Raw genomic sequence first — 22,979 nt, forward strand, 5'->3', positions numbered from 1 at the left:
TTGTGAGCCGGGATGCCGATACAAATGATGGTGTCGGCGGAAATTTCCTCTGTCATATGGCGCTAGTCACCCGATTCTGAAGTTCGTCTCATCGCCCGGCATGCTCTGAACCAACTTCAGATTCAAAAGGGTGACCAGGAGGTTTAAGTTTCTAGTGTGGTTTCCGAATTTGAAATACGCTCCGGAGAAAGCTGCTGTAGTGAGGCGTATTTCAAATTCACCACACTAGGATTGCGGATACTATAAATCCTGCGAATGACCGGATCCCGGAAAGGGCCGGAGGAGGTGGATGATCGACGTGAAACGACTATTCGTTTGCTTGACCCTGGCGCTCATGCTTGCCGGCTGGCCGCAGGCAGGGTCCGCCCAGCTTTTCGGATCCTCCAAGAAGGATGCCGAAACGGTCGCCCGGCTGAACCAGATGGAAGAGAACATGCGGGCGCTCACCGGTCAGATCGAGGAATTGAACCATCAAATCCGCGTTCTGCAGGACCAGATCAGGCGCATGCAGGAAGATACGGAGTATCGCCTGCAGCAGCTTGAGGGTGGTGCGCCGCGCCAGCGTTCCGACGTTGCCCCGGGCGGCGCTGCGCCGAATGCGCAGGGGCAAGGGCAGGCGTCGGGCGGTACGTTGCGCGGCAGCGAACCGCAAGTTCTGGGGACGTTGAGCGAAAGTTACGGCCCGGCCGGCGGTTCCGACGTCGGCGGGCAAGGCTCCGGCGATGCCGAATTCGGCGCCGAAGGAGGATATTCGGGAGGCAGCGGCCCGCTTGACCTTTCCGCGCTGGCGCGCGGGCTTGAAAATCCGGGCTCGGGCGTGGGAGCGGGCGATGCCGGCTCCGGGCTGCCGGGCGTAAATGGCGGAGAAGACCCGATCGGCGATCAGGTCGCAGCACTTGAGCCTTCCGCAGACCCGCAGGCGGCCTACAATGCTGCTTACGACGCCATACTGTCAGGCGACTATCGCGGTGCCGAAGCGGGCTTCATGCGGTTCCTGGCCGATTATCCCGACCACAACCTGGCAGGCAATGCGCAGTTCTGGCTGGGTGAAAGCTATTACGCTCAAGGGCGATACCGCGATGCCGCGGATGCCTTTCTCAAAAGCTATACGGATTATCCGGACGGCCAGAAGGCTACCGACAGTCTCCTGAAGCTCGGGCTTTCGCTGGAAGGGATCGGCGAACGGGACGCTGCCTGCGCGACTTTTTCCGAGCTTCTGGCGAAATATCCGAACGCGCCGGTGGCCGTTCGTTCCGAAGCACAGGCCGAACAACAGCGTGTCGGATGCAGCTGATAGTCATACGCCTCTTCAGGATGAGGAAATCAGACGCCTTCTCGCGCCTCTTTGCGGCGTAACGCGCGTTGCCGTCGGCGTTTCCGGCGGTCCGGATTCCCTGGCACTTCTTTTCATGTTGAGCGGGTGGCGGGGGGCTGATAGCTCCCGCCGTGTGTTCGCCTTCACGGTCGATCACGGGTTGAGGCCGGAAGCGGCTGACGAAGCCGCCTACGTTGCTGCTGTCTGCAAGAAACTTTCGATCGATCACGAAACTCTGATGTGGACAGGGTCAAAACCTGCCGCCGGCATCCAGGCAGCGGCGAGGGAAGCCAGAAAAGCGTTGCTGGCAGGCGCGGCGCGAAGGGTCGGTGTGCAGGCGATCGCCCTTGCCCATCACCGCGACGACCAGGCGGAAACCTTTCTCTTGCGTCTTGCGCGCGGAAGCGGCGTTTACGGATTGGGAGCCATGCGCGGCGAGACGCATTGGGAGGGCTTGCGTGTGGTCCGCCCGCTGCTGGACGTCCCTAAATCCAGGTTGGTCGAAACCCTGCGCAAGGCCGGCATAGACTGGCGCGAGGATCCGTCGAACGAAGACGAGCGATATGCGCGCGTGCGCATTCGAAAACTCATTCCGGTCCTTGAACGGGAAGGGTTGACGGCGGAGCGGCTATCGCAAACGGCGTTCCGGCTTGCAAGGGCCGCCGATGCGCTGGATGTCTGGGTGTCGAATGTTCTCGGCGCAAATGCGCTCGTCCATCCCGCGGGGCCGGTAAAACTGCCGGTCAGTGCTCTCGGTGATGTGCCCGATGAAATAAGATACCGGGCAATCTCCCGTTTGTTGCGTTTCGGCGGCGGCGGCGATTATGCCCCGCGCTTTGAGAAGCTTCGCAGGCTTTGCGACGATCTGTTTGCCGCCCGATCCGGCAAAGCCACCCTGGCCGGGGCGGTTTTGCGCCGGGATGGCGATACCCTTTTCTGCTGGAGAGAGCATGGGCGTGAGGGAATTGCGGCAATCGATCTCAAGGGCCCGGACCGCCGGGTGTGGGATGGCCGCTTTTTCGTCGAAGTTCCCAGTCAATCGTCCCTCCGGGTCGCTGCGCTCGGCAAGGGCGGATTGGCGCGCCTCGGTCTCGAAAGGCCCGCAGGGTGGCCGGCTGAGGCGTTCGAGGGTTCGCCTGTGCTCGAGCTGGCCTGTGGCGGGGGGCGCGAGCGCGATATTGCCGTGCCGGGCATTGCGGGCGGGCAGCTTCCGCTTGGCTGGCGTTTCGGCTTCTTGCGTTCGCTCGACAGGGTAAATGGCGCTGATGGCCGGAAATCCGGCGGTGAAGCTTGAAATCCCGGCTTGACTGAGCCGTGGGCTTAACGAAATGGAGATTGCGGCGTGACAAGTTGGCGCTGGACCTTGGCATTGCGCCAACCGGGGCCTATCTTCCGGTAAGACCATATGGCCCGAGGCCGACCGCAGCATCTGAACGTCGCGATATGGCGACGAAGGAACACAAATGAACGCTAATTTCCGCAACTTCGCCCTTTGGGTGATCATCGGCCTTCTGCTGATCGCCCTGTTCCAGCTTTTTCAGAACCCGGGCCAACGCAGCGCGAACAACGAAATTCCGTTCTCTCAGTTTCTGAACCAGGCCGAACAGGGGGAGGTGCGCGAGGTCACGATCCAGGGACAGCAGGTGACGGGCCGCTATTCGAACGGCGGCGGTGTGTTCCAGACCTATGCGCCCGAAGGGGCAAGCGGATATCTGGAGGTTCTGCGCAACAACGGTGTTCAGATCAACGCCCGTCCGCCACAAGAGAATTTCTCTCTCCTGGGTGCGTTGATCTCCTGGTTCCCGATGCTGATCATCCTGGCGATCTGGATTTTCGTCATGCGCCAGATGCAAGGGTCCGGCGGCAAGGCGATGGGCTTCGGCAAGTCGAAGGCCAAGCTCCTGACGGAAGCTCACGGGCGCGTGACGTTTGAGGATGTCGCCGGCATCGACGAGGCCAAGGAAGACCTTCAGGAGATCGTGGAGTTCCTGCGCGATCCGCAGAAGTTCCAGCGTCTCGGTGGGCAGATCCCGCGCGGCGTGCTGCTCGTCGGCCCTCCGGGCACCGGCAAGACGTTGACGGCGCGTGCCGTCGCTGGCGAGGCGAATGTTCCCTTCTTTACGATTTCGGGTTCCGATTTCGTGGAAATGTTCGTCGGCGTTGGTGCAAGCCGCGTGCGCGACATGTTCGAACAGGCCAAGAAGAACGCGCCCTGCATCATCTTCATCGACGAGATCGACGCGGTCGGCCGTCACCGTGGTGCCGGCCTCGGCGGTGGCAACGATGAGCGCGAGCAGACGCTCAACCAGCTTCTCGTCGAGATGGACGGCTTCGAGCCGAATGAAGGCATCATCATCATCGCCGCGACGAACCGTCCGGACGTTCTCGACCCAGCGCTCCTGCGTCCGGGCCGTTTCGACCGGCAGATCGTCGTGCCGAACCCGGATGTCGTCGGCCGCGAGAAGATCCTGAAGGTTCACATGCGAAAGGTTCCGCTGGCGCCGGATGTCAACGTGCGCACGCTGGCGCGCGGAACGCCGGGCTTCTCCGGCGCGGACCTCATGAACCTCGTCAACGAGGCGGCCCTTCTCGCCGCGCGCCGGGGCAAGCGCCTCGTCACGATGCAGGAATTCGAGGACGCCAAGGACAAGGTGATGATGGGTGCCGAACGCCGCACGCTCGTCATGACCGAGGAGGAGAAGCGTCTTACCGCCTATCACGAGGCCGGCCATGCGCTTGTCGCGCTGCATATGCCGGCGTCCGACCCGATCCACAAGGCGACGATCATCCCGCGCGGACGCGCGCTTGGCATGGTCATGCGCCTGCCGGAAAAGGATCAGGTTTCGCTCACCCGTGCCAAGTGCAAGGCCGACCTTGCGGTGGCGATGGGCGGTCGCGTGGCGGAGGAGATGATCTTCGGATACGAGAAGGTCACGTCCGGCGCCTCGGGCGATATCCAGATGGCCACCAAGCTCGCGCGCGCCATGGCGACGCAGTTCGGCATGTCGGACAAACTCGGGCCTCTCCTTTATGGCGAAAACCAGGAAGAGGTGTTCCTGGGCCATTCGGTCGCCAAGCACCAGACGGTGTCGGATGAAACGCAGAAGATCGTCGACGCCGAGATCAAGGCATTCGTGAACGAAGGCTACGAAACCGCGAACCGTGTCCTGACCGAGCATTCCGATCAGCTTCACACGATCGCCAACGGTCTTCTGGAATACGAGACGCTCTCGGGCGATGAAATCAAGGACCTGCTGGACGGCAAGCCGCCCGTGCGCGAATCCGACGACGACCAGCCGACCGCCCGCGCCTCCGCCGTTCCCAAGACCGGTGCGAAGAAACGCGGCGGCGAAGGCGATGAGCCGTCGGGCGGCATGGAACCTCAGCCTCAGGCATAACTGCGCCCTGTCAGGCGAAAACGAAACACCCGGTCATGTTTTGACCGGGTGTTTTTTCGTTACAATACATAATAATTGTTGAACGATCCCAAGCTGCGAAGGGTGTAAAAAGCAGGAAATCCGATTCCGGCCGAGGTGGCTTGGCATTTCGGCGCCCTCAAGGCACCGGCCTGAAGTAACGAGTACAGGAAAACCATGGCGCGCAGACTTTTCGGAACCGACGGCATTCGCGGTGAATCCAACCGCTGGCCCATGACACCTGAAATAGCCCTTAAGGTCGGCATGGCGGCGGGGCTGGCGTTTCGCAACGGCGGCCACAGGCACCGGGTCGTGATCGGCAAGGATACGCGGCTTTCGGGATATATGCTCGAGAATGCCCTTGTCGCCGGCTTTACCGCCGTCGGCATGGATGTGTTCCTGCTGGGTCCGATGCCGACGCCTGCGGTGGCCATGCTGACACGCTCGCTGCGCTGCGACCTCGGCGTCATGATTTCGGCTTCCCACAATCCGTTCCGGGACAACGGCATCAAGTTTTTCGGCCCCGACGGGTTCAAATTGTCGGACGCGGTCGAAGCGGAGATCGAAGCGCTCGTGGAATCCGACATGACGCCGAAGCTTTCGCCTGCCGACCGTCTAGGCCGGGCAAAGCGCGTCGACGGCGAACAGGCGCGTTATGTGGAATTCGCCAAGCGCACGCTGCCCCGCGACATGAGCCTGGAAGGCTTGAGGATCGCGATCGACTGCGCCAATGGCGCGGCCTACAAGGTGGCGCCGCAGGCCCTTTGGGAGCTTGGCGCCGACGTCGTGGCGCTGGGCATCACCCCCGACGGGCAGAATATCAACAAGGAATGCGGCTCAACGTCGATCAAGGCGCTGCGTAACAAGGTCGATGAGGTTCGCGCCGATATCGGCATCGCGCTCGATGGCGATGCCGACCGCGTCATCATCGTGGACGAGAAGGGCGATGTGATCGACGGGGACCAGCTTATGGCCGTGGTCGCGCAGTCCTGGCAGGAAGACGGCAGGCTCTCGGCCTCGGGGATCGTGGCGACGGTAATGTCGAACCTGGGGCTCGAGCGATATCTCTCCGGCCTCGGCCTCACCCTTGCCCGCACGCAAGTGGGCGATCGTTATGTCGTGGAGCACATGCGCGAGCACGGCTTCAATGTGGGCGGCGAACAGTCCGGCCATATCGTTCTGTCCGACTTCGCAACCACGGGCGATGGGCTGGTGGCCGCCTTGCAGGTGCTTGCCTGTGTGAAGCGGCTCGACAGGCCGGTGTCCGAGGTTTGCCGGCGTTTTCAGCCTGTCCCGCAGGTGCTCAAGAACGTGCGTTATTCCAACGGGATGCCGCTGGAACACGAGAAGGTGCAATCGGCGATCGAGGAAGGACGCAAGAAGCTTGGCGCATCGGGCCGCCTCGTCATCCGCCCGTCCGGCACGGAGCCATTGATACGCGTCATGGGCGAGGCGGACAACGAAGAGCTTTTGAACGGCGTCGTCGACGATATCGTGGATGCCGTGCGCAGCAGCGCGGCTTGAATACGCTGCATTTCGAAGCCTGGAAGTCTCGCGTTGGATTTCTTTAGAAATTGTTCACGAACAATACTTCTATTAACTATGCGTTAAGGTAAAAAAACGCGGTTAAAAATTACGGTTAAACCTAACTTAATGGTTTTCGCCAATTCTTGTCCCCGTGCTTCACGGATGCGGCCGGCAACAATGGAGTTGCGGACGCTATTATTGAGGACGGAGACATGAAGAGTTTTGCAAAGGTTTTGTCTCTGGCCGGCGTCGCGATCGTCGTCTCGTCGGTCAGCTTTGCCGCGGACCTGCCTGCGCCCGTAATTGAGCATGTGCCGGAAGTGCCGGTGGCGACCGGCGGATGGTATCTGCGCGGCGATATCGGCTACAAGATCTACGTGGATCCGGATGCCGGGTTTTCCAGCCAGAGCTTCCAGAACGAAAGCATGGACGATACCGCCGTCATCGGCGTTGGCGTCGGCTACAAGTTCAACGAATATTTCCGCACCGACCTGACAGTGGATTACGAGTTCAAGTCCGAGTTTGACAGCCGCACGCCCTGTCCGGCCTGCGGCCCCGGCGGCACGCCGGGCGTAAGCCTGGACAGTGCGGATATCGACGTCTGGACGATCCTCTTCAACGCCTATGTCGACCTTGGAACCTATAACGGATTCACACCTTATGTCGGCGGCGGCATCGGCGCGTCATACATCAATGTCGGCCAGGTGTACTCGAATGTCGGTACGCCGGTTCGCGTTCCCGGCGACAGCCGCTGGGATTTCTCCTGGGCGCTCATGGCCGGTGCCTCCTACGCGTTCAACCCGAACCTTTCGGTTGATGCCGGTTATCGCTACCTGAATATCGGCGACGGTTATTCGGATACCTTTACCGCGGGCGCAACGACAGCCAAGGTCAAATACGAAGACCTTCAGGCGCATGAGTTCCGCGTCGGCCTGCGCTATACGTTCGACAGCGCGCCGACCTATCTTCCGGTAGAGCCGATCGCAACGAAGTTCTGACAAGTCAGCGACTTGATACCAGCGAATAGGCCGGCTCATGCGCCGGCCTTTTCACGTTTACAAAGAGCGTCTTGTAATCCGGCGGCCATTCCGATAACGCTTTGCGCGGGACATCCCTCCCCAACGAGGGACAACTATCTGGAAGGATAGATTACATGACGAATATCCAGAAGCCGGCCATAAGGCCGGCCAATCCGCATTTTTCCTCAGGCCCCTGCTCCAAGCGCCCGGGCTGGTCGCTCGAAGCGCTGAAAGATGCCGCGCTCGGCCGTTCGCACCGCGCGAAAATCGGCAAATCCAAACTTTCCGAAGCGATAGACCTCACCCGCGAAGTGCTTGAGGTTCCGGCAGACTATCGGATCGGCATCGTGCCTGCCTCCGATACGGGCGCGGTCGAAATGGCGCTTTGGTCGCTTCTCGGCGCCCGCCCTGTCGATATGCTCGCCTGGGAAAGCTTCGGTTCCGGCTGGGTGACGGACGTCGTCAAGCAGCTCAAGCTCGAAGATGCGCGCCGGATCGAGGCCCCTTACGGGGAATTGCCGGATCTCTCGCAAGTGAATTTCTCCCACGATGTCGTCTTCACCTGGAACGGAACCACATCCGGCGTTCGCGTTCCCGATGCGGACTGGATTCCTGCGGACCGTGAAGGCCTGACGATCTGCGACGCCACATCCGCGGCCTTTGCCCAGCAGCTCGATTTTTCGAAGCTCGATGTGGTGACATTCTCCTGGCAGAAGGTTCTGGGCGGCGAGGCCGCGCATGGTGTGTTGATCCTGTCCCCGCGCGCGGTGGAGCGTCTTGAAAGCTACACCCCGTCCTGGCCGCTGCCGAAGATCTTCCGCCTGACCAAGGGCGGCAAGCTCATCGAGGGTATCTTCAAGGGCGAGACGATCAACACGCCGTCGATGCTTTGCGTCGAGGATTATCTCGATGCGCTGTTTTGGGCGAAGGAGGTCGGCGGTCTCGACGGGCTGGTTGCCCGGGCCGATGCCAACGCGAAGACGATCGCCGATTGGGTCGCCGAAACGCCCTGGATCGATTTTCTGGCTGTCGATCCGGCGACGCGGTCGAACACCTCCGTATGCCTGAAGATCGTCGATCCGGATGTGACGCGCCTCGATGAGGCCGGGCAGGCGGCTTTCGCGAAATCGGTCGTCTCGACGCTCGATGGCGAAGGCGTTGCCCATGACATCGGCGCTTATCGCGACGCGCCATCCGGCTTCCGCATCTGGTGCGGCGCGACCGTCGAGGTTGCGGATGTCGCAGCCCTCCTGCCCTGGCTCGAATGGGCGTTCGAGGTTGAAAAGTCGAAGCTTCGGGCCGCCGCCTGACCTTTGGGATTAGCGAAAAAAACGGCCCCCGTCGGACCTGCGTATTTCCGCGCTCGGGGGGCCTCACATGTTATTTGGAGAAGCGTCAATGGCTCCCAGAGTCCTGATTTCGGACAAGCTTTCGCCTGCGGCAGTGCAGATTTTCAAAGACCGCGGGCTGGAGGTCGATTTTCAGCCGGATCTTGGAAAGGACAAGGAAAAACTCGCCGAGGTGATCGGCGATTATGACGGCCTTGCCATACGCTCCGCGACGAAGGTGACCGAAAAGATCATCGCCAACGCCGGGCGGCTGAAGGTGATAGGCCGCGCGGGGATCGGCGTCGACAATGTCGATATTCCCGCGGCAACCGCCAAGGGCGTCATCGTGATGAATACCCCCTTCGGCAATGCGATCACCACTGCCGAACATGCGATCGCGATGATGTTCGCGGTCGCGCGGCAGATCCCTGCGGCGGATGCCTCCACCCAGGCCGGCAAGTGGGAGAAGTCGAAGTTCGTCGGCACGGAGATCACGTCGAAGACGCTTGGCCTCATCGGCTGCGGCAACATCGGCTCTATCGTGGCGGAGCGGGCGGTCGGCCTGAGGATGCGGGTCATCGCCTTCGATCCTTATCTTTCGGCCGAGCGCGCGATCGAGCTTGGCGTGGAAAAGGTGGATCTCGACGAATTATTCCGCCGGTCGGATTTCATCACCCTGCACACGCCGCTTACCGAGAAGACGAAGAACATTATCGATTCCGCGGCGATCGAAAAGATGAAGGACGGCGTCTACATCATCAATTGCGCGCGCGGCGGGCTTGTCGATGAGGGCGCGCTGCGCGACGCGCTCGACAGTGGCAAGGTGAAGGGCGCTGCCGTAGACGTGTTCAGCACGGAACCGGCGACGGAAAATGTGCTCTTCGGCGCGCCGGGTCTCGTCTGTACGCCGCACCTCGGCGCCTCCACGTCCGAGGCGCAGGAAAACGTGGCCCTTCAGGTGGCCGAGCAGATGTCGGATTACCTGCTCAAGGGTGCTGTGTCGAACGCAATCAACATGCCGTCGATCACGGCGGAAGAGGCGCCTATTCTCACTCCTTTCGTGAAGCTCGCAGAACAGTTGGGCTCCTTCGCCGGGCAACTGACGGAGACAAGCGTGAGGTGCATTCGCCTTGAGTATGAAGGCGAAGTCGCGGATATGAACGTGAAGGCGCTGACGGCGGCGGCGCTTACCGGTTTCCTGCGCCCGCTCCTGCAAACGGTGAACATGGTCTCCGCTCCCGTGCTTGCGCGCGAGCGCGGTATCCAGGTGGAGGATGTGCGCCGTGAGCAGCAGGGCGTTTACGACAACTACATCCGCCTGACGGTGATTACCGAGCGGCAGGAGCGTTCGGTCGCAGGCACCGTTTTCTCGGACGGCAAACCCCGCATCATCCAGGTGAAAGGCATCAATATGGAAGCCGAGCTCGGCTCCCACATGCTCTATATCACCAACGATGACAAGCCAGGCTTCATCGGCCACCTCGGCATGGTGCTCGGCGGTTCAGGCGTGAATATCGCCACCTTCAACCTCGGCCGCACGGCGCCGGGCGAAGATGCGATCTGCCTTGTGGAGGTGGATGGCGATGTTCCGCCGGAGGTCATCGAAGCGCTCAATCGTCTGGAGCACGTCAAGCAGGTCAAGCCGCTGAGTTTCTGATCCTGCTGCAAGTGTAAACGATCAACGGCCGGGGCACCCGTTCCCCGGCCGTTTTCATGTTGCGGAGCGAAATGCCATCCGCCGCATGAGATTGCCCGCCCGCCCGTCGAGGATGACGAGCCCGATCAGGATGATGCCAAGCCCGAGGGCCTGTCTGGGCGTGACCGCTTCGCCCAGAAACGCCGCGCTTAATGCGATGGCGCTGGTCGGGATAAGCAGTGTCACGAGCGAAGCGTTCGTGGCCCCCGTTTTGATCAGGAGCCGGAAGTAGATGAGATAGGCAAGCGCCGTGGAAAGAAGCCCCAGGCAGGCGACATTCAGCCAGGCGGTCCGGCTCGTCTGTGATAAATCCCATCCGCCTCCCTGCCATAGGGCAATGGGCAGCATGATGATGCTTGATCCCGTCAGCTGCCCGCTTGCTGCCGTCAGCGGCGACATTGCCCTGAAGTGCTTCGCGAAGGTTGCCGCCAGGGCATAGGATAAGGCGGCCCCCAGGCATGCCAGTTGCGCTGAGAGCGGTTCATCCCCGATGCCTTCAAGCGCGGGCGACAGCGTTATCGCTACCCCGGCGAAACCGATGAAAACGCCCGCCAGCCGGTTTGCCCTGAAGGGTTCCTGCGCGAAAACGAGCATTGCGACGATAACGGTGAAGATCGGTGTGGCCGCGTTCAGGATCGAGGCGAGCCCGGCTGAAATTGCCGTCTGCCCCCAGAAGATCAGCGAAAACGGCACGGCGTTGTTGAGAAACCCCATGACGAGGAACGCCTTGAGCGTCACCGCATCCGTCGGGAACGGAATTTTTCTGAACCGCAGCAGGATATGAAGCGCGCAGGCGGCGGAGAAAACCCGGAAAAACACCAGCACGAACGGCGGGATTTCCGCCACCGCGACCTTCGCGAATAGAAAAGCCCCGCCCCAGATGAGCGAGAGTGCGGCGAGAAGTAACCAGTTCACAAGTGACATGGAGTGCGACCGGGGTTGTTGATCGCGCGATCCTTATCAAGCGCCGGCAAGGCGCGACACCCGGTTTGCGAGTTGGCGGGCGAAACGCGCTTGCAAATCGCTCGCATGCGGCGCAGGGTTGGGTCCATGACCTAGGCGTCTTCCCGCCAGCAGTATTTTTCCGATGCCCGACCAGTCTCCGGATGCCGCATTGACCCGCTCGCTGCCCGCGCGCGTCACTCCGCTCGTGCTTTCAGCGGCACTTCTGCTGGGCGCCAATGGTCTTTCCATGACGGTGATCGCGGTACGCGGCCGGGAGGAAGGCCTCAGCGATGCGATGATCGGCCTTCTCGGCTCGGCCTACTATCTTGGGCTCCTGCTGGGCGTTCTCGTGACCCCGTTCCTGATCATGCGGGTGGGGCATATCCGTGTTTTCGCGGCACTCGCCTCCGTCAGTGCCGTGGTGATGATGGTGCTGCTCCTCATACCGGCGGGGCCGCTTTGGCTTGTCGCGCGCTTTGCCAGCGGCATTGCCTTTTGCGGTACCGCGATGGTGGTTGAAAGCTGGCTGAACGCCCTTGCCTCCAATGCCGAGCGGGGGCGCGTCTTGTCGGTCTATCGGATCGTCGACCTAGCAGCCGTCACGGGCGCGCAGTTCCTGCTGCCGCTGTACGGTGCCGGCGGATACGAAATCCTCGTTCTCATCGCGCTTTTGTTCAGCGCGGGGCTGGTTCCGGTTGCCCTTGCGCGCGAAGGCAATCCGCCGGTTCATGTGAAGCGGAAGTTGGATCTTGCCGAGATCTGGCGTATCTCGCCGGTCGCCGTCGTCGGCTGCCTGACGATCGGCCTGACAAATGGGGCTTTTCGCTCCATCGGCCCGCTTTATGCGCAAGGTGTCGGCCTTGGTGTCGATGCGGTGGCCTTTTTCATCTCCTTGTGGATCGTCGCCGGCGCGATTTTCCAGTATCCGCTCGGCTGGGCGTCGGACCGGGTGGACCGCAGGCTCGTGCTCATGCTGGCGACGATCGGGGCGGGGCTTTCGTGCCTGCTCGTTGCCGGAACGACGGACAGGATGATCATTTTTACCGGCATTTTCCTGTTCGGCGGCTTTGCGCTGCCGCTTTATTCGCTTTCCGCCGCCCACGCCAACGATCACGCGGAGCCCGGTCAGTATGTGGAGCTGGCGGCGGGCTTGACGCTTTCCTTCGCGCTCGGCGCGGTAATCGGCCCCTTCGCCGCCTCGCTCGTGATCGACATGTTCGGCCCCCGCGCGTTTTTCATCTATACGAGCGTGCTGCATTTCGCATTGGTCGGCTTCATCGCGCTTCGCATCGCCGCCCGCGCATCCGTGCCGGAAGCGCGCCGGCAGCCGTTCGTCTGGCTGTTGAGGTACTCGCCGATGATCTATCGCCTTGCCCGCAATGGCGCGGGGCAGGCGAATGCCGGCAAACGCGAGAAAGAGCCGCGGAAATGAACGGATTGGCCGCGTTTCGGGGTCGCCAGCACCGCCGGAGATCGCTATAGTCCGGCGCGTTTGCCTAAGGGCATGTTGCCCGGGCTTTTGCTGTCTTTGCGAATGCGGCTTTCTCGAACGGCCGTCTTCGCGATTTGCTCAGGAAGGTAGTGCCACATGGCCAATGTCGTCGTCGTCGGGTCGCAATGGGGAGACGAGGGAAAAGGCAAGATCGTCGACTGGTTGTCCGAGCAGGCGGATGTCGTCGTCCGGTTCCAGGGCGGGCACAACGCCGGGCATACGCTCGTGATCGACGGTGTCAGCTACAAGTTGTCGCTGCTTCCCTCCGGCGTCGTGCGCGGCAAGCTTTCGGTCATCGGCAACGGCGTCGTCGTTGATCCGCATGCGCTGGTCGCCGAGATGGAGCGGCTTTCCGCGCAGGGTATCGACGTTACGCCGGATACGCTGAAGATCGCGGATAACGCGACGCTCATTCTCTCGCTCCATCGCGAACTCGACGCGCTGCGCGAATCGGCGGCATCCGGCACGAAGATCGGCACGACCAAGCGCGGCATCGGCCCCGCTTACGAGGACAAGGTCGGCCGCCGGGCGATTCGCGTGATGGACCTGGCCAACCTAAAGACCCTGCCCGCGAAGATCGATCGCCTGCTTGCCCATCATAACGCGCTTCGCAAGGGCCTCGGAGAGCCGGAGGTCGATCCGAAGGCGCTTTATGACGAGCTTGCCAGCGTTGCCGACAGGGTACTCCCCTTCATGGACACCGTCTGGGCGCTGCTCGACAAGAAGCGCCGCGAAGGCAGCCGCATCCTCTTCGAAGGCGCGCAAGGGGCGCTGCTCGACAACGACCACGGCACCTATCCGTTCGTGACGTCTTCCAACACGATCGCCGGTCAGGCGTCCACCGGTTCGGGTCTTGGCCCCGGCGCGATCGACCATGTGCTGGGCATCACCAAGGCCTATACGACGCGCGTCGGCGAAGGGCCTTTCCCGACCGAGCAGATCAATGAAATCGGCGAGTTTCTGGGAACGCGTGGCCATGAATTCGGTGTCGTTACGGGCCGCAAGCGCCGCTGCGGCTGGTTTGATGCCGTGCTCGTGCGCCAGACCGTTTCGGTCAGCGGCATAAACGGCATTGCGCTCACGAAGCTGGATGTTCTGGACGGGCTGGACGAGATCAAGATTTGCGTCGCCTATGAACTCGACGGCGAGCGGATCGAGCATCTCCCGGCGTCCCAGGGCGCTCAAATGCGGGTGAAACCGATCTACGAAACCTTGCCGGGCTGGAAAGAATCCACACAAGGTGCAAGATCATGGGCGGATTTGCCGGCTCAGGCGGTGAAATATGTACGTCACGTGGAGGAGTTGATCGGCGCGCCGGTTACATTGCTGTCCACCAGTCCGGAGCGGGATGATACAATCCTTGTCCAAAATCCGTTTCAGGATTAAGCGTAACGCTTGATTTCGGCGGGAACGAGCGAGCATATGGCGGATTACTATTCGGTTTTGAAGAAAACCGTTGCAGCACTTCCTGACAATACCGGTGCCGCGCGGCGTAACATCTACCAGCGCGCCCGCACCGCGATCGTCGGTCAGTTGAAGGCCTATGATCCGCCGTTGTCCCCTTCGGAGATCACGAACGAGCAGTTGCGCCTCGAAGAGGCGATTCGCAAGGTCGAGGCTGAGGCCGCGCGAGAGACGCTTGGCCTCAACAAGCCGCCCGAGGAACCTGCCGCGCCCGGCTTCGCGCGCAAGCCTGAAGAAAAAGGCGAGGGTGTCTCCGCTCCGGAAACGGACGGGGAAAGCGATAGGGCTTCCAAGCTGCCGGAACCTCGGCCGGTTGAAGAGCCTGCCCCACCGCCGGCGAACGCAGCGCCCACTGTCGGAAACAGGCGTGAGGAACCCGCCTTTGCGGGCGGTACCGCCGATGCCGGACCACGCGCGGAGCCGCGTTTCGACGAGCCGCCTCCCGTTGCCGCGCCGGGCGAAAGTGGCGTCCAGGCGGAAGAAAAGTCCGGGCGCGGCAAAAAGCCGGGCAGGCGCGCGAAAGAGAAAAAGGCACCCGTCAGCCGGCCTCCAACGCATGACCGTCCTTCGCGAATCCCCGTGGTCATGTCGATCCTGATGGCCTTGATCGTACTGGTCGGGATCGCGGCGATAGGCTATTCGCAGCGCGATGCTTTGCTTGCCTTGCTGGAGGATGACGGAGAAGGTGCCGCGCCCGCGGCGGACACCACGTCCGCTTCCACGGACGGTCAGGCGGAAGAACCGAAGGAGGCGGCCGCGCCTCCCGCTTCGAACGGCAAGATCGATGCCCGCCTGCCATCGGCGGTTGGGAACGACAAGCCGGCCGCGCCTGACGCTCGGACGGTGACGACCACGCGCATCTCGCCCCGTGCGCCGGATGGCGGCACGAACGCACAGCCTCGGGAAAACGTAAGAAGCGTCGAACCTCGGCGTGTGGAACCCGGTGCAACTCCCGCTCCCGCCGGGCAGGCGCCGAACCAGCCTCCCTCATCGGCTGATGATAGGTCCGGCGTCACGACGCCGGATCCGGCCGTGTCCGCTGCCGGTGCCTCGCCGGCTCAAAGTGCGGGAAACCCGGGGGATGACGCTTCGGACGGCAATGTTCGTGAAGTCGAAACCGCATCCGTCGCGCCGCAATCCGGTGCGGGCGGGGCAACCGGCGGGAATACGCCGGCCTCCGCGGCCGTGGCGCAGCGCTCGATCCTCTACGAGGAGGGGCCGGACAGCAATGGATCCGGGTCGGCCTCGCCGGGACAAGTCATATGGTCGCTCGACGACGGGGTGAATGGCGAGGATGCGGTCTTGCGCATCGCCGCAAACATCACCGATCGTGACATCAGCGCCGAAGTGACGATCAAGCCAAATACCGATGATTCCCTTCCGGCAAGCCACCTTGTGGAGGTTCAGTTCGATTTTCCGCAAGGCTTCACCGGAAAGGGTGTTGCGAACGTGCCCGGCCTCGTCATGAAAAGAACGGAAGAGGCCCGCGGCGACGCCTTGATCGGTGCGTCGGTGAAGGTGGCCGATAATCTGTTCTGGGTGGCGCTTTCCAATGTGCCGAGCGAGCGTGACCGCAACATGTCGTTGCTGCGCGAACGCGGCTGGATAGATATCCCGATCCTTTATGAGGACGGCAAGCGCGCCATACTGACGCTTGAAAAGGGTACACCGGGTACGCGCGCCGTCGAGCAGGCGATGGCATCCTGGCAGTGAAAGCGGCGACGCCGTGCCCTCTCCTTCGTCGTTGCCGGGCTTGACCCGGCGACCCATATTGTAACGGCGCTCCGGAGATTGTGGGTGACCGGGTCAAGCCCACGGCTGTCCAGTTGAGGTCGCGCGTCGGCGGTGATCGTCTTGAGAAACGAGCCAAATTGAACATTTTGCCGGAACCGGACACGGTTTGCGCAGGTTGACTGCTTCGTTTCCCGATTGCTCGGCATTGGGAACCGGCAGTTTCCTGGCCTCATCCTCAGGGTCATCCCGGACTTGATCCGGGTTCCAATCCGCCTCGCAAATTACTTCGAAATATCAATGAATTTGTGGCATCGCCCACTGATATTCTCATCGCCCTCGCATGTTGAACGGTGATTTGGCCCCGGGGCAGGCCCGGGGTGACGGCGGAGTGTGGGCGAGTACCTTGCGAAAATCAGCAGAGAATCCTTAACCGGACAGCAGTGAGTCCGGGCCGGGCATGACGATAAAAGAGTCAGTGGCTCTCTCCGTCAGCATCCGCCTGCCTCGAAGACCTCGTTCCTGCCCATCCGCCCTGCCGGCAAAATAGTTGGGCAAGCCCCTTGTAAAAACAGCGTCACCCTATAACTTCTCCTGTATTCCGAGGGGTGTTCCCGCCGGATCGGCGCTTTTGTTCGAACGGGCATCAAGGTCGATTGGTTGGCGGCGGGGGCTGAGATGGCAGCTTTGCCGGACCCTTAGAACCTGATCCGGGTCATGCCGGCGAAGGGACTGGAACCTGAGCCTCTTTCCCGGATCTCCACTGTCGCATCACCCGATGCGGAGAACGGAGATCCTCTGATGTCTTCTCAAGACCGCGTAGCGGTATATGCCGGCTCCGAAGATGCACCGCCGATTGGCGCCGGCATCTCCCATGCCCTTGGCCGCGCCGCGCGCCCGCTTTTGCGCATGGCGCTCATGACGGCGGCCTTCATCGCGATTTGGGCCGGCCTCGTGCGCTGGTTCGCCATCCCGCCCTATCTGCTTCCCGGGCCTGAGCGCGTCTTTCATGCTTTTGCCGAGCGTTGGTGGTTTCTGCTCGACCATGCCCGCATCACGGCGGTCGAGACGGTCATCGGCTTTTTCTGCGGCGTAGCCGGTGGCGTGCTGTTCGCATTGCTGATGACGCTTTCTCCCATACTCCGACGGGTCCTGCTGCCGCCGATCCTGGTAACCCAGGCTCTGCCCGTCTTCGCCATCGCGCCGATCCTGGTCCTGTGGCTCGGCTTCGGGCTCGCGTCCAAGGTCGTCATGGCCATGCTGGTGATCTTCTTTTCCGTCACCTCCACCTTTTATGACGGCCTGAGGCGAACGGAAACCGGCCTTCTCGACCTTGCGAAGCTCTACCGGGTTTCGAAATTGCAGGAACTTTTGCGGTTTCGAATACCAGCCGCCTTGCCTGCTCTTTCTTCGGGTGTTCGCATCGCCGCCGTCTTCGCGCCCATCGGCGCCGTCATCGGCGAATGGGTCGGCGCGAAGGGCGGGCTTGCCTTCATCATGCTCCAGAGCAACGCGCGCATGCAGGCGGATGTGATGTTCGCAGCACTCATCCTGCTTGCGGTCATGGTGCTTTTGCTGCGCGCGGTCGTGGAAGCCGCAACCCGGCGCCTCGTGCACTGGCAGCCGGAAGACTGATTCCCCATCCCCCACCACAGGAGAAAAAAATGCTCCGTAAATTCGCCATATCGCTTGCCATGGTCATTGCGATGGCCGCCCCGGCGAATGCCGCAGACAAACTCACGCTTCTTCTCGACTGGTTCACCAACCCCGATCATGCGCCGATCATCGTCGCCAAGGCGAACGGCTATTTCGCGGAGGTGGGGCTCGATGTGGAGCTTATCGAGCCCGCCGACCCTTCGTTGCCGCCGAAGCTCGTCGCGGCCGGGGAGGGGGATATCGCCATTTCCTACCAGCAGACCCTGCATGCGCAGGTGGACGAAGGCTTGCCCGTCGCGCGGATAGGGACGCTCGTCGCGACGCCGCTCAATTCTCTCATTGTGCTTGAGGACGGCCCGATCGAAACCCTCGCCGATCTGAAGGGCAAGAAGATCGGTTTTTCGGTGTCGGGTTTCGAGGACGCGATGCTCAACGCCATGCTGAAATCGCAAGGATTGACCGTTGAGGACGTTGAACTCATCAACGTCAATTTCGCCCTGTCGCCCGCCTTATTGTCGGGGCAGGTCGATGCCGTGATCGGCGGCTATCGCAATTTCGAGCTGACGCAGATCGAACTGGAAGGCAAGAAGGGCAAGGCTTTCTACCCGGAGGAAAACGGCGTTCCCGTCTTCGACGAACTGATCTTCATCGCGCATCGCGAAAAGACCGGGGACGACCGCTTCCCGCGCTTTCTGGAAGCAATCGAAGCTGCAACGATCTTCCTGACGAACCATCCGCAAAAGGCATGGGAAGCGTTCATCGAGGCCTATCCGAGCCTTGACGACGAGCTCAACCGCCGTGCCTGGTTCGATACGCTTCCCCGGTTCGCAAAACGCCCCGCCGCCCTCGATCGCGGGCGTTATCAGCGTTTCGCCGAGTTCTTGAAGGAATCCGGGCTCATCGCGGAGGTTCCGCCGGTCGAAACCTATGCGGTGGAGATAAGATAACGCTCAATCGTCGGCGGTTGGATGCGGTAACGTTCAGCCGCCGGCCGATTGCATGCGCGGCAGGGCCGTTATCCGCTCTTCCAGCCGGTCGTAAAAATCCGACAGGTTTTGCGGGGCGCATTTGCGACACTCGGCCAAATACGCCCGGGCCGCTTTCCCATCATCGCCGTCCATTGCCGAAATGAACTTGGCATGGGCCTCGCGGAGCGTAGAGAACGCGCTGCTTGCGGCGTATTCGGGCGAACCTGCAAGGGCGTAGAGCTTCACCGGAACGGTTTTTCCCTTAAGCGGAATAACCCCTGCTTCGAGATAGGCGAATTTGGGTGCACCTCTCATCGTGTCCTCGGAGACGACGCAATCCGCGCCGACTGTCTTGCAGCTTGCCTCGATCCGCGCGGCAACATTCACGGCATCGCCGATCGCCGAATAGTTGAACCGCCTGGTCGATCCCATGTTGCCGACGCAGGCCGGGCCGCTGTTGATCCCCACACCAATGCGCACGTCTTGAGCAGGCAGGCCTCGCGCCTTGAAGCCGAATGCGTCTTTCGCGTTCAGCCGGTCGACGGCTTTTGTGAGCGCCAACCCCGCACGGCAGGCTCGCGCCGCATGATCTTCCACCGTGATCGGCGCGTTCCAGAACGCCATGATGCTGTCGCCGATGTACTTGTCGATCGTGCCGCCTTCCGCTTGAATGGCTTCCGAGAGGGGAGAAAGCAGCGTGTTCAGGAAGCCGACGAGGTCCGTCGGAGAAAGCTGCTCGGAGATCCGGGTGAACCCGCGCACATCCATGAAGAGGATCGTTATCTCGCGCATCTCGCCGCCAAGCCTGAGGCCCTCCGGCGCGTTCTCCAGCCGCTTGACGAGTTCGGGCGAAAGATATTGCCCGAAGGCGGTGCGCACGAACCTCTTCTCGCGCTCGGTCAGCAGATAAAGAAGGGCCGTTGCGGTTGCATAGACCAGCAGGTTGGCGAGCGCCGGGTAGACGGGGTCTATGAGCAGGCTTTGCTCTGTAAAGAGATAAGCCGCCCCGCCGAAGATTAAGCCCGCTGAAACCGCGCCGAAGGCCGCTGTCCAGCCGGCGCCCAGCGAGGGAAGTGCCGAGATTATGAAAAGCCCGAGCGCGAAAGTGACGATCAGTTCCAGGCCGTAGGCCCAGTCGGGCCGCGTCAGGAAGCGGCCGGTCGTGATCTGCTCCAGCGCCTGTGCGTGCACGGAAACGCCGGGCACCAGTTCGCCGAGCGGGGTAACGCGGATGTCGGACAGCCCGACCGAGGACGTGCCGACGAGGACGATCCGGCCTTCAACCGCGCTCGCGGCAGCAGCTTCTTTTTCCGGGTCGAGAATGTCGGCGGCGGAGAAATAGCGTTCGCCGCGGTCCCGGTCGAAATGCAGCCAGATTTCGCCCGCCGCGGTCGTCGGGATTTTGAAAGCCCCGACCTTGATTTCCGTAATTGCCGGCGCGCCGCTGTCGATTTCGCCGCTCGCCCCGGTCGTGCGTATCAAGATTCCGGAAGCTCCTTGCGCTATCCTGAGCGCCTCAACAGAAAGGCTGGGATAAAGCTTCTCCCCGTCGCTGAAGAGCAGTGGCAGCCGGCGCACGACACCTGCGGTATCGTGAAGCGACAGGCTCACGCTACCTACTCCAGCGGCAGCGTTTTCGAGGGCCGGAAGACTGGTCAGTGAATCGAGAAAAGTTGGAACCAGCCCGGCCGGGTCATGTCCGCCGTATGCGAAACCCGCTTTCGCGGCGGGCCGATTGTCGCCGGGGGAGGGTAGTGTGGCGAATCCGACCACCACCGGCCGGCCTTTTATCGCGGAGGCGAACAGGATATCTGTGTCGGGCAGTTTGCCCGTAATCGCCTCGAGTTGTCCCGCTTTGGAATTCTCCTCGACGCCAAGATTGCGCAAGATCCGGTGCGGCGAATTGCGGTCCGGCTCGGCGAAGATGATGTCATAGGCGATGGCTGCCGCGCCAACATCCGAAAGCCGCTGCGTCAGTCTTGCGAGCAGATCCCTCGGCCAGGGCCATTGTCCAAATTCGTCAAGCGATTTCTCATCGATATCGACAATCACCACCGGCGCCGATTCATACGTCCGCGGCCAGATTCTTTGAAAGGCATCGAAGGTTAATTCGCGCACGGAAGACAGGAAAAACGGGTCGAAACCGCGCAATCCGGTGACAGTTGCCAGAACAAGTCCGGCCACAATCGGGACAAGAAGCTCTTTTCGCCGAAAAAGGCCCATGCATGATCCCAACGCTTGAAAAAGTCCGCGAAAGATCGCGGACTTTTGTTTCTCACGTTAGGGAATGCGAAAGGGCCGCGCAAGAAGCGCGACCTTTGCGGCGTTACAAAAAAAAAGATCCGAGTTATGTCAGTTCCGCTGGGCGCTGCTCGAGCGCGCGGGCGCTTTTCTTGACCGCCTTTTGAACCTTCTCGAAAGCTCGAACCTCGATCTGACGTACGCGTTCGCGGCTGACCCCGAATTCGCCAGACAATTCCTCCAGCGTTATCGGATCTTCCGACAGCCGTCGGGCCTCGAATATCCGCCGTTCCCGGTCGTTCAGAACGCTCATCGCGTCTTTCAGCAACTTGATGCGATGGTCGTGTTCTTCCTGGTCGGCAAGGATTTCTTCCTGGGACTCGCTATCGTCCACCAGCCAGTCCTGCCATTCGCCGCCATCGGCTTCCTGGCGGATTGGCGCATTGAGCGATGCGTCGCCGCCCAGCCGGCGGTTCATGGAAACGACATCGTCTTCGCTGACGCCAAGTTTCGTCGCGATCTCCTGCACCTGCTCCGGCTTCAGGTCACCTTCTTCCAGCGCCTGAATACGGCCTTTCAGGCGGCGAAGGTTGAAGAACAGGCGTTTCTGGCTTGCGGTCGTGCCCATTTTCACAAGGCTCCAGGATCTGAGTATGTATTCCTGGATCGAGGCCTTGATCCACCACATCGCATATGTGGCAAGGCGAAAGCCCTTGTCGGGCTCGAAGCGCTTTACGGCCTGCATCAGACCGACGTTCCCCTCGGACACGACTTCCGCGATCGGGAGGCCGTAACCCCGGTACCCCATCGCGATCTTGGCTACAAGGCGCAGGTGCGATGTTACGAGCTTTTCGGCAGCTTCGGTATCGTCATGCTCCTTGTAGCGCTTGGCAAGCATGTATTCTTCCTGCGGCTCCAGCATGGGAAACCGGCGGATTTCGTCCAGATATCGGGATAATCCACCCTCCGCAGAGGTAAGTGCGGGTATGTTCTGGGCCATTGTATGCGCCCCCTTTCATCCTCCTTGCGTTTCCACGCCGGCCCCCGCGCAATGGGCCAGCCGGCAATCTGGCAAACGCTGATCAAGCAGTGCCCATTCCGGCGCACTGACGTCGAATATATAGAAAGCAATGAGTCAAAACCACGGCCCCGACCCGGAAAATGTTTGTCAAAGTGTATCAAATGCATCGAGAAGAGCCTGAAAGTCTTCAGGAATTCGAGATTCGAAGCGCATGTGCGCCCCGGACTCCGGATGCGCGAAAGCCAGAAGTCCGGCATGAAGCGCCTGGCGCGGGAAGCCGGCCGCCACGGATTTCGCCGGCTCCGGGAGGCGGGCGGCTTTCGTTCGGAACCCGGCTCCGTAATCCGCATCTCCGATCAGCGGATGGCCTATGTGCGCCATATGGACGCGGATCTGGTGGGTGCGCCCTGTCTCGAGCCTGCAGGTGATCAGGCTTGCCGGGGCATCGCTATCCCCGCTCCCGTAGCGTTTTACCACTTGCCAATGGGTGATGGCATGGCGCCCGCCCGATCTTGTGACCGTGATCTTCTGCCGGTTGGCCGCGGAGCGGGCGAGAGGCGCGTCGACCGTTCCCTTGAAAGTGCCGGGCGCGCCCCACACCAGTGCGGTATAGGCGCGCTCCAGCGGGCCGGAACGTCCGTGGTCGGCGAATTGCGCGGCGAGGCCCTGATGCGCCTTGTCGGTTTTGGCAACGACAATGAGCCCGCTCGTATCCTTGTCGAGCCGATGGACGATCCCCGGCCGTTTCACCCCGCCGATCCCGGAAAGCGTATCGCCGCAGTGGTGGATCAGCGCATTGACGAGCGTGCCGGTCCAGTTGCCGGCGCCCGGATGAACGACCAGCCCCGCGGGCTTTTCGACGACGATCAGATGCTCATCTTCAAAGACCACACCCAGCGGGATGTCTTCGGCTTGCGGAACGGCCGGTTCAGCCTCGGGAATGATCAAGACGATGGCATCACCTTCGTTGACCCTGTATTTGGGCTCCACTATGGTCTCGCCGCCGACGCGGACCTGCCCTTGTCTGATAAGAGCCTGGATCCGGCTTCGACTTATGTCCGGCGTGTTTCGGGCTATCAACTGGTCGAGGCGGATGCCGGCATCTGGCGCCGTAACTGTGATCGTTGCAACCATGTTCTGGTTTTCGGCCGCCTTTGCGC

At 61.6% G+C, this 22,979-nt stretch carries 16 protein-coding genes and 1 riboswitch; of the genes, 12 read left to right on the plus strand and 4 right to left on the minus strand.

Going from position 1 to position 22,979, the window contains the following annotated elements; translation table 11 throughout:
• The first annotated feature begins 289 nt into the window (after window positions 1-289).
• From ybgF to serA, 7 genes are all read left to right on the plus strand, one after another.
• Window positions 290-1,294 carry a tol-pal system protein YbgF gene (gene ybgF / locus HPQ64_RS06810; RefSeq protein ID WP_210260116.1) on the plus strand — a complete coding sequence of 335 codons (1,005 nt, stop codon included), beginning with the start codon at window positions 290-292 and terminating at the stop codon, window positions 1,292-1,294.
• Window positions 1,278-2,609 carry a tRNA lysidine(34) synthetase TilS gene (gene tilS / locus HPQ64_RS06815; RefSeq protein ID WP_172887576.1) on the plus strand — a complete coding sequence of 444 codons (1,332 nt, stop codon included), beginning with the start codon at window positions 1,278-1,280 and terminating at the stop codon, window positions 2,607-2,609. Before ybgF ends, tilS begins: the two co-directional genes overlap by 17 nt.
• A 169-nt stretch (window positions 2,610-2,778) precedes the next feature.
• The gene (gene ftsH / locus HPQ64_RS06820; RefSeq protein ID WP_172887578.1) at window positions 2,779-4,713 is read left to right on the plus strand and encodes an ATP-dependent zinc metalloprotease FtsH; all 1,935 of its coding nucleotides are present in this window, start codon (window positions 2,779-2,781) and stop codon (window positions 4,711-4,713) included.
• 195 nt (window positions 4,714-4,908) lie between these two features.
• Window positions 4,909-6,255 carry a phosphoglucosamine mutase gene (glmM, locus tag HPQ64_RS06825; RefSeq protein ID WP_172887580.1) on the plus strand — a complete coding sequence of 449 codons (1,347 nt, stop codon included), beginning with the start codon at window positions 4,909-4,911 and terminating at the stop codon, window positions 6,253-6,255.
• 215 nt (window positions 6,256-6,470) lie between these two features.
• On the plus strand, window positions 6,471-7,256 hold the full coding sequence (locus HPQ64_RS06830; protein WP_172887581.1) for an outer membrane protein: 786 nt from the start codon (window positions 6,471-6,473) through the stop codon (window positions 7,254-7,256).
• 155 nt (window positions 7,257-7,411) lie between these two features.
• The gene (locus tag HPQ64_RS06835; RefSeq protein ID WP_172887583.1) at window positions 7,412-8,587 is read left to right on the plus strand and encodes a phosphoserine transaminase; all 1,176 of its coding nucleotides are present in this window, start codon (window positions 7,412-7,414) and stop codon (window positions 8,585-8,587) included.
• An 88-nt stretch (window positions 8,588-8,675) separates the two neighbouring features.
• Window positions 8,676-10,262, plus strand: a complete 1,587-nt coding sequence (serA, locus tag HPQ64_RS06840; protein ID WP_172887584.1) for a phosphoglycerate dehydrogenase — start codon at window positions 8,676-8,678, stop codon at window positions 10,260-10,262.
• A gap of 54 nt (window positions 10,263-10,316) precedes the next feature.
• On the opposite strand, the gene HPQ64_RS06845 is transcribed toward serA, so the two are convergent.
• Window positions 10,317-11,225, minus strand: coding sequence for a DMT family transporter (locus tag HPQ64_RS06845; protein ID WP_172887586.1), 909 nt, complete (start codon window positions 11,223-11,225; stop codon window positions 10,317-10,319).
• Window positions 11,226-11,388: 163 nt separating this feature from the next.
• Here HPQ64_RS06845 and HPQ64_RS06850 point away from each other — a divergent pair, with 163 nt between their 5' ends.
• From HPQ64_RS06850 to HPQ64_RS06870, 5 genes are all read left to right on the plus strand, one after another.
• Entirely contained in the window at window positions 11,389-12,678 is a 1,290-nt protein-coding gene (locus HPQ64_RS06850; RefSeq protein WP_172887588.1) for an MFS transporter, read from the plus strand.
• Window positions 12,679-12,834: 156 nt separating this feature from the next.
• A complete protein-coding gene (locus HPQ64_RS06855; protein ID WP_172887589.1) occupies window positions 12,835-14,124 on the plus strand; it encodes an adenylosuccinate synthase in 1,290 nt (429 codons plus the stop codon).
• 36 nt (window positions 14,125-14,160) lie between these two features.
• Entirely contained in the window at window positions 14,161-15,915 is a 1,755-nt protein-coding gene (locus tag HPQ64_RS06860) for a hypothetical protein (protein WP_172887591.1), read from the plus strand.
• Between the two features lie 612 nt (window positions 15,916-16,527).
• Window positions 16,528-16,683: riboswitch (TPP riboswitch) on the plus strand.
• Between the two features lie 159 nt (window positions 16,684-16,842).
• Window positions 16,843-17,568 (plus strand): ABC transporter permease, encoded by a 726-nt coding sequence (locus HPQ64_RS06865; RefSeq protein ID WP_210260216.1) that lies wholly within the window; start codon window positions 16,843-16,845, stop codon window positions 17,566-17,568.
• 29 nt (window positions 17,569-17,597) lie between these two features.
• Window positions 17,598-18,536: an ABC transporter substrate-binding protein gene (locus HPQ64_RS06870; protein ID WP_172887593.1), complete on the plus strand. Its 939-nt coding sequence runs from the start codon at window positions 17,598-17,600 to the stop codon at window positions 18,534-18,536.
• Window positions 18,537-18,569: 33 nt separating this feature from the next.
• On the opposite strand, the gene HPQ64_RS06875 is transcribed toward HPQ64_RS06870, so the two are convergent.
• The 3 genes from HPQ64_RS06875 to HPQ64_RS06885 form a co-directional block, all read right to left on the minus strand.
• Entirely contained in the window at window positions 18,570-20,780 is a 2,211-nt protein-coding gene (locus HPQ64_RS06875) for a CHASE2 domain-containing protein (RefSeq protein ID WP_172887595.1), read from the minus strand.
• A gap of 124 nt (window positions 20,781-20,904) precedes the next feature.
• Window positions 20,905-21,798, minus strand: coding sequence for an RNA polymerase sigma factor RpoH (rpoH, locus tag HPQ64_RS06880; protein WP_172887597.1), 894 nt, complete (start codon window positions 21,796-21,798; stop codon window positions 20,905-20,907).
• 168 nt (window positions 21,799-21,966) lie between these two features.
• Window positions 21,967-22,953 carry an RluA family pseudouridine synthase gene (locus tag HPQ64_RS06885; protein ID WP_210260217.1) on the minus strand — a complete coding sequence of 329 codons (987 nt, stop codon included), beginning with the start codon at window positions 22,951-22,953 and terminating at the stop codon, window positions 21,967-21,969.
• Window positions 22,954-22,979 lie beyond the last annotated feature (26 nt).

It is taken from the genome of Hongsoonwoonella zoysiae (assembly GCF_013266695.1).
Lineage (GTDB): Bacteria > Pseudomonadota > Alphaproteobacteria > Rhizobiales > Stappiaceae > Hongsoonwoonella > Hongsoonwoonella zoysiae.

Excerpts from the sequence above, each read along its gene's own strand:
- HPQ64_RS06875 (WP_172887595.1), bottom strand. The coding sequence starts at position 20,780 with ATGGGCCTTTTTCGGCGAAAAGAGCTTCTTGTCCCGATTGTGGCCGGA.
- ftsH (WP_172887578.1), top strand. The coding sequence starts at position 2,779 with ATGAACGCTAATTTCCGCAACTTCGCCCTTTGGGTGATCATCGGCCTT.
- HPQ64_RS06850 (WP_172887588.1), top strand. The coding sequence starts at position 11,389 with ATGCCCGACCAGTCTCCGGATGCCGCATTGACCCGCTCGCTGCCCGCG.
- HPQ64_RS06885 (WP_210260217.1), bottom strand. The coding sequence starts at position 22,953 with ATGGTTGCAACGATCACAGTTACGGCGCCAGATGCCGGCATCCGCCTC.
- HPQ64_RS06855 (WP_172887589.1), top strand. The coding sequence starts at position 12,835 with ATGGCCAATGTCGTCGTCGTCGGGTCGCAATGGGGAGACGAGGGAAAA.
- ybgF (WP_210260116.1), top strand. The coding sequence starts at position 290 with ATGATCGACGTGAAACGACTATTCGTTTGCTTGACCCTGGCGCTCATG.
- HPQ64_RS06865 (WP_210260216.1), top strand. The coding sequence starts at position 16,843 with ATGGCGCTCATGACGGCGGCCTTCATCGCGATTTGGGCCGGCCTCGTG.
- glmM (WP_172887580.1), top strand. The coding sequence starts at position 4,909 with ATGGCGCGCAGACTTTTCGGAACCGACGGCATTCGCGGTGAATCCAAC.
- rpoH (WP_172887597.1), bottom strand. The coding sequence starts at position 21,798 with ATGGCCCAGAACATACCCGCACTTACCTCTGCGGAGGGTGGATTATCC.
- HPQ64_RS06870 (WP_172887593.1), top strand. The coding sequence starts at position 17,598 with ATGCTCCGTAAATTCGCCATATCGCTTGCCATGGTCATTGCGATGGCC.
- HPQ64_RS06830 (WP_172887581.1), top strand. The coding sequence starts at position 6,471 with ATGAAGAGTTTTGCAAAGGTTTTGTCTCTGGCCGGCGTCGCGATCGTC.
- serA (WP_172887584.1), top strand. The coding sequence starts at position 8,676 with ATGGCTCCCAGAGTCCTGATTTCGGACAAGCTTTCGCCTGCGGCAGTG.
- HPQ64_RS06845 (WP_172887586.1), bottom strand. The coding sequence starts at position 11,225 with ATGTCACTTGTGAACTGGTTACTTCTCGCCGCACTCTCGCTCATCTGG.
- HPQ64_RS06860 (WP_172887591.1), top strand. The coding sequence starts at position 14,161 with ATGGCGGATTACTATTCGGTTTTGAAGAAAACCGTTGCAGCACTTCCT.
- HPQ64_RS06835 (WP_172887583.1), top strand. The coding sequence starts at position 7,412 with ATGACGAATATCCAGAAGCCGGCCATAAGGCCGGCCAATCCGCATTTT.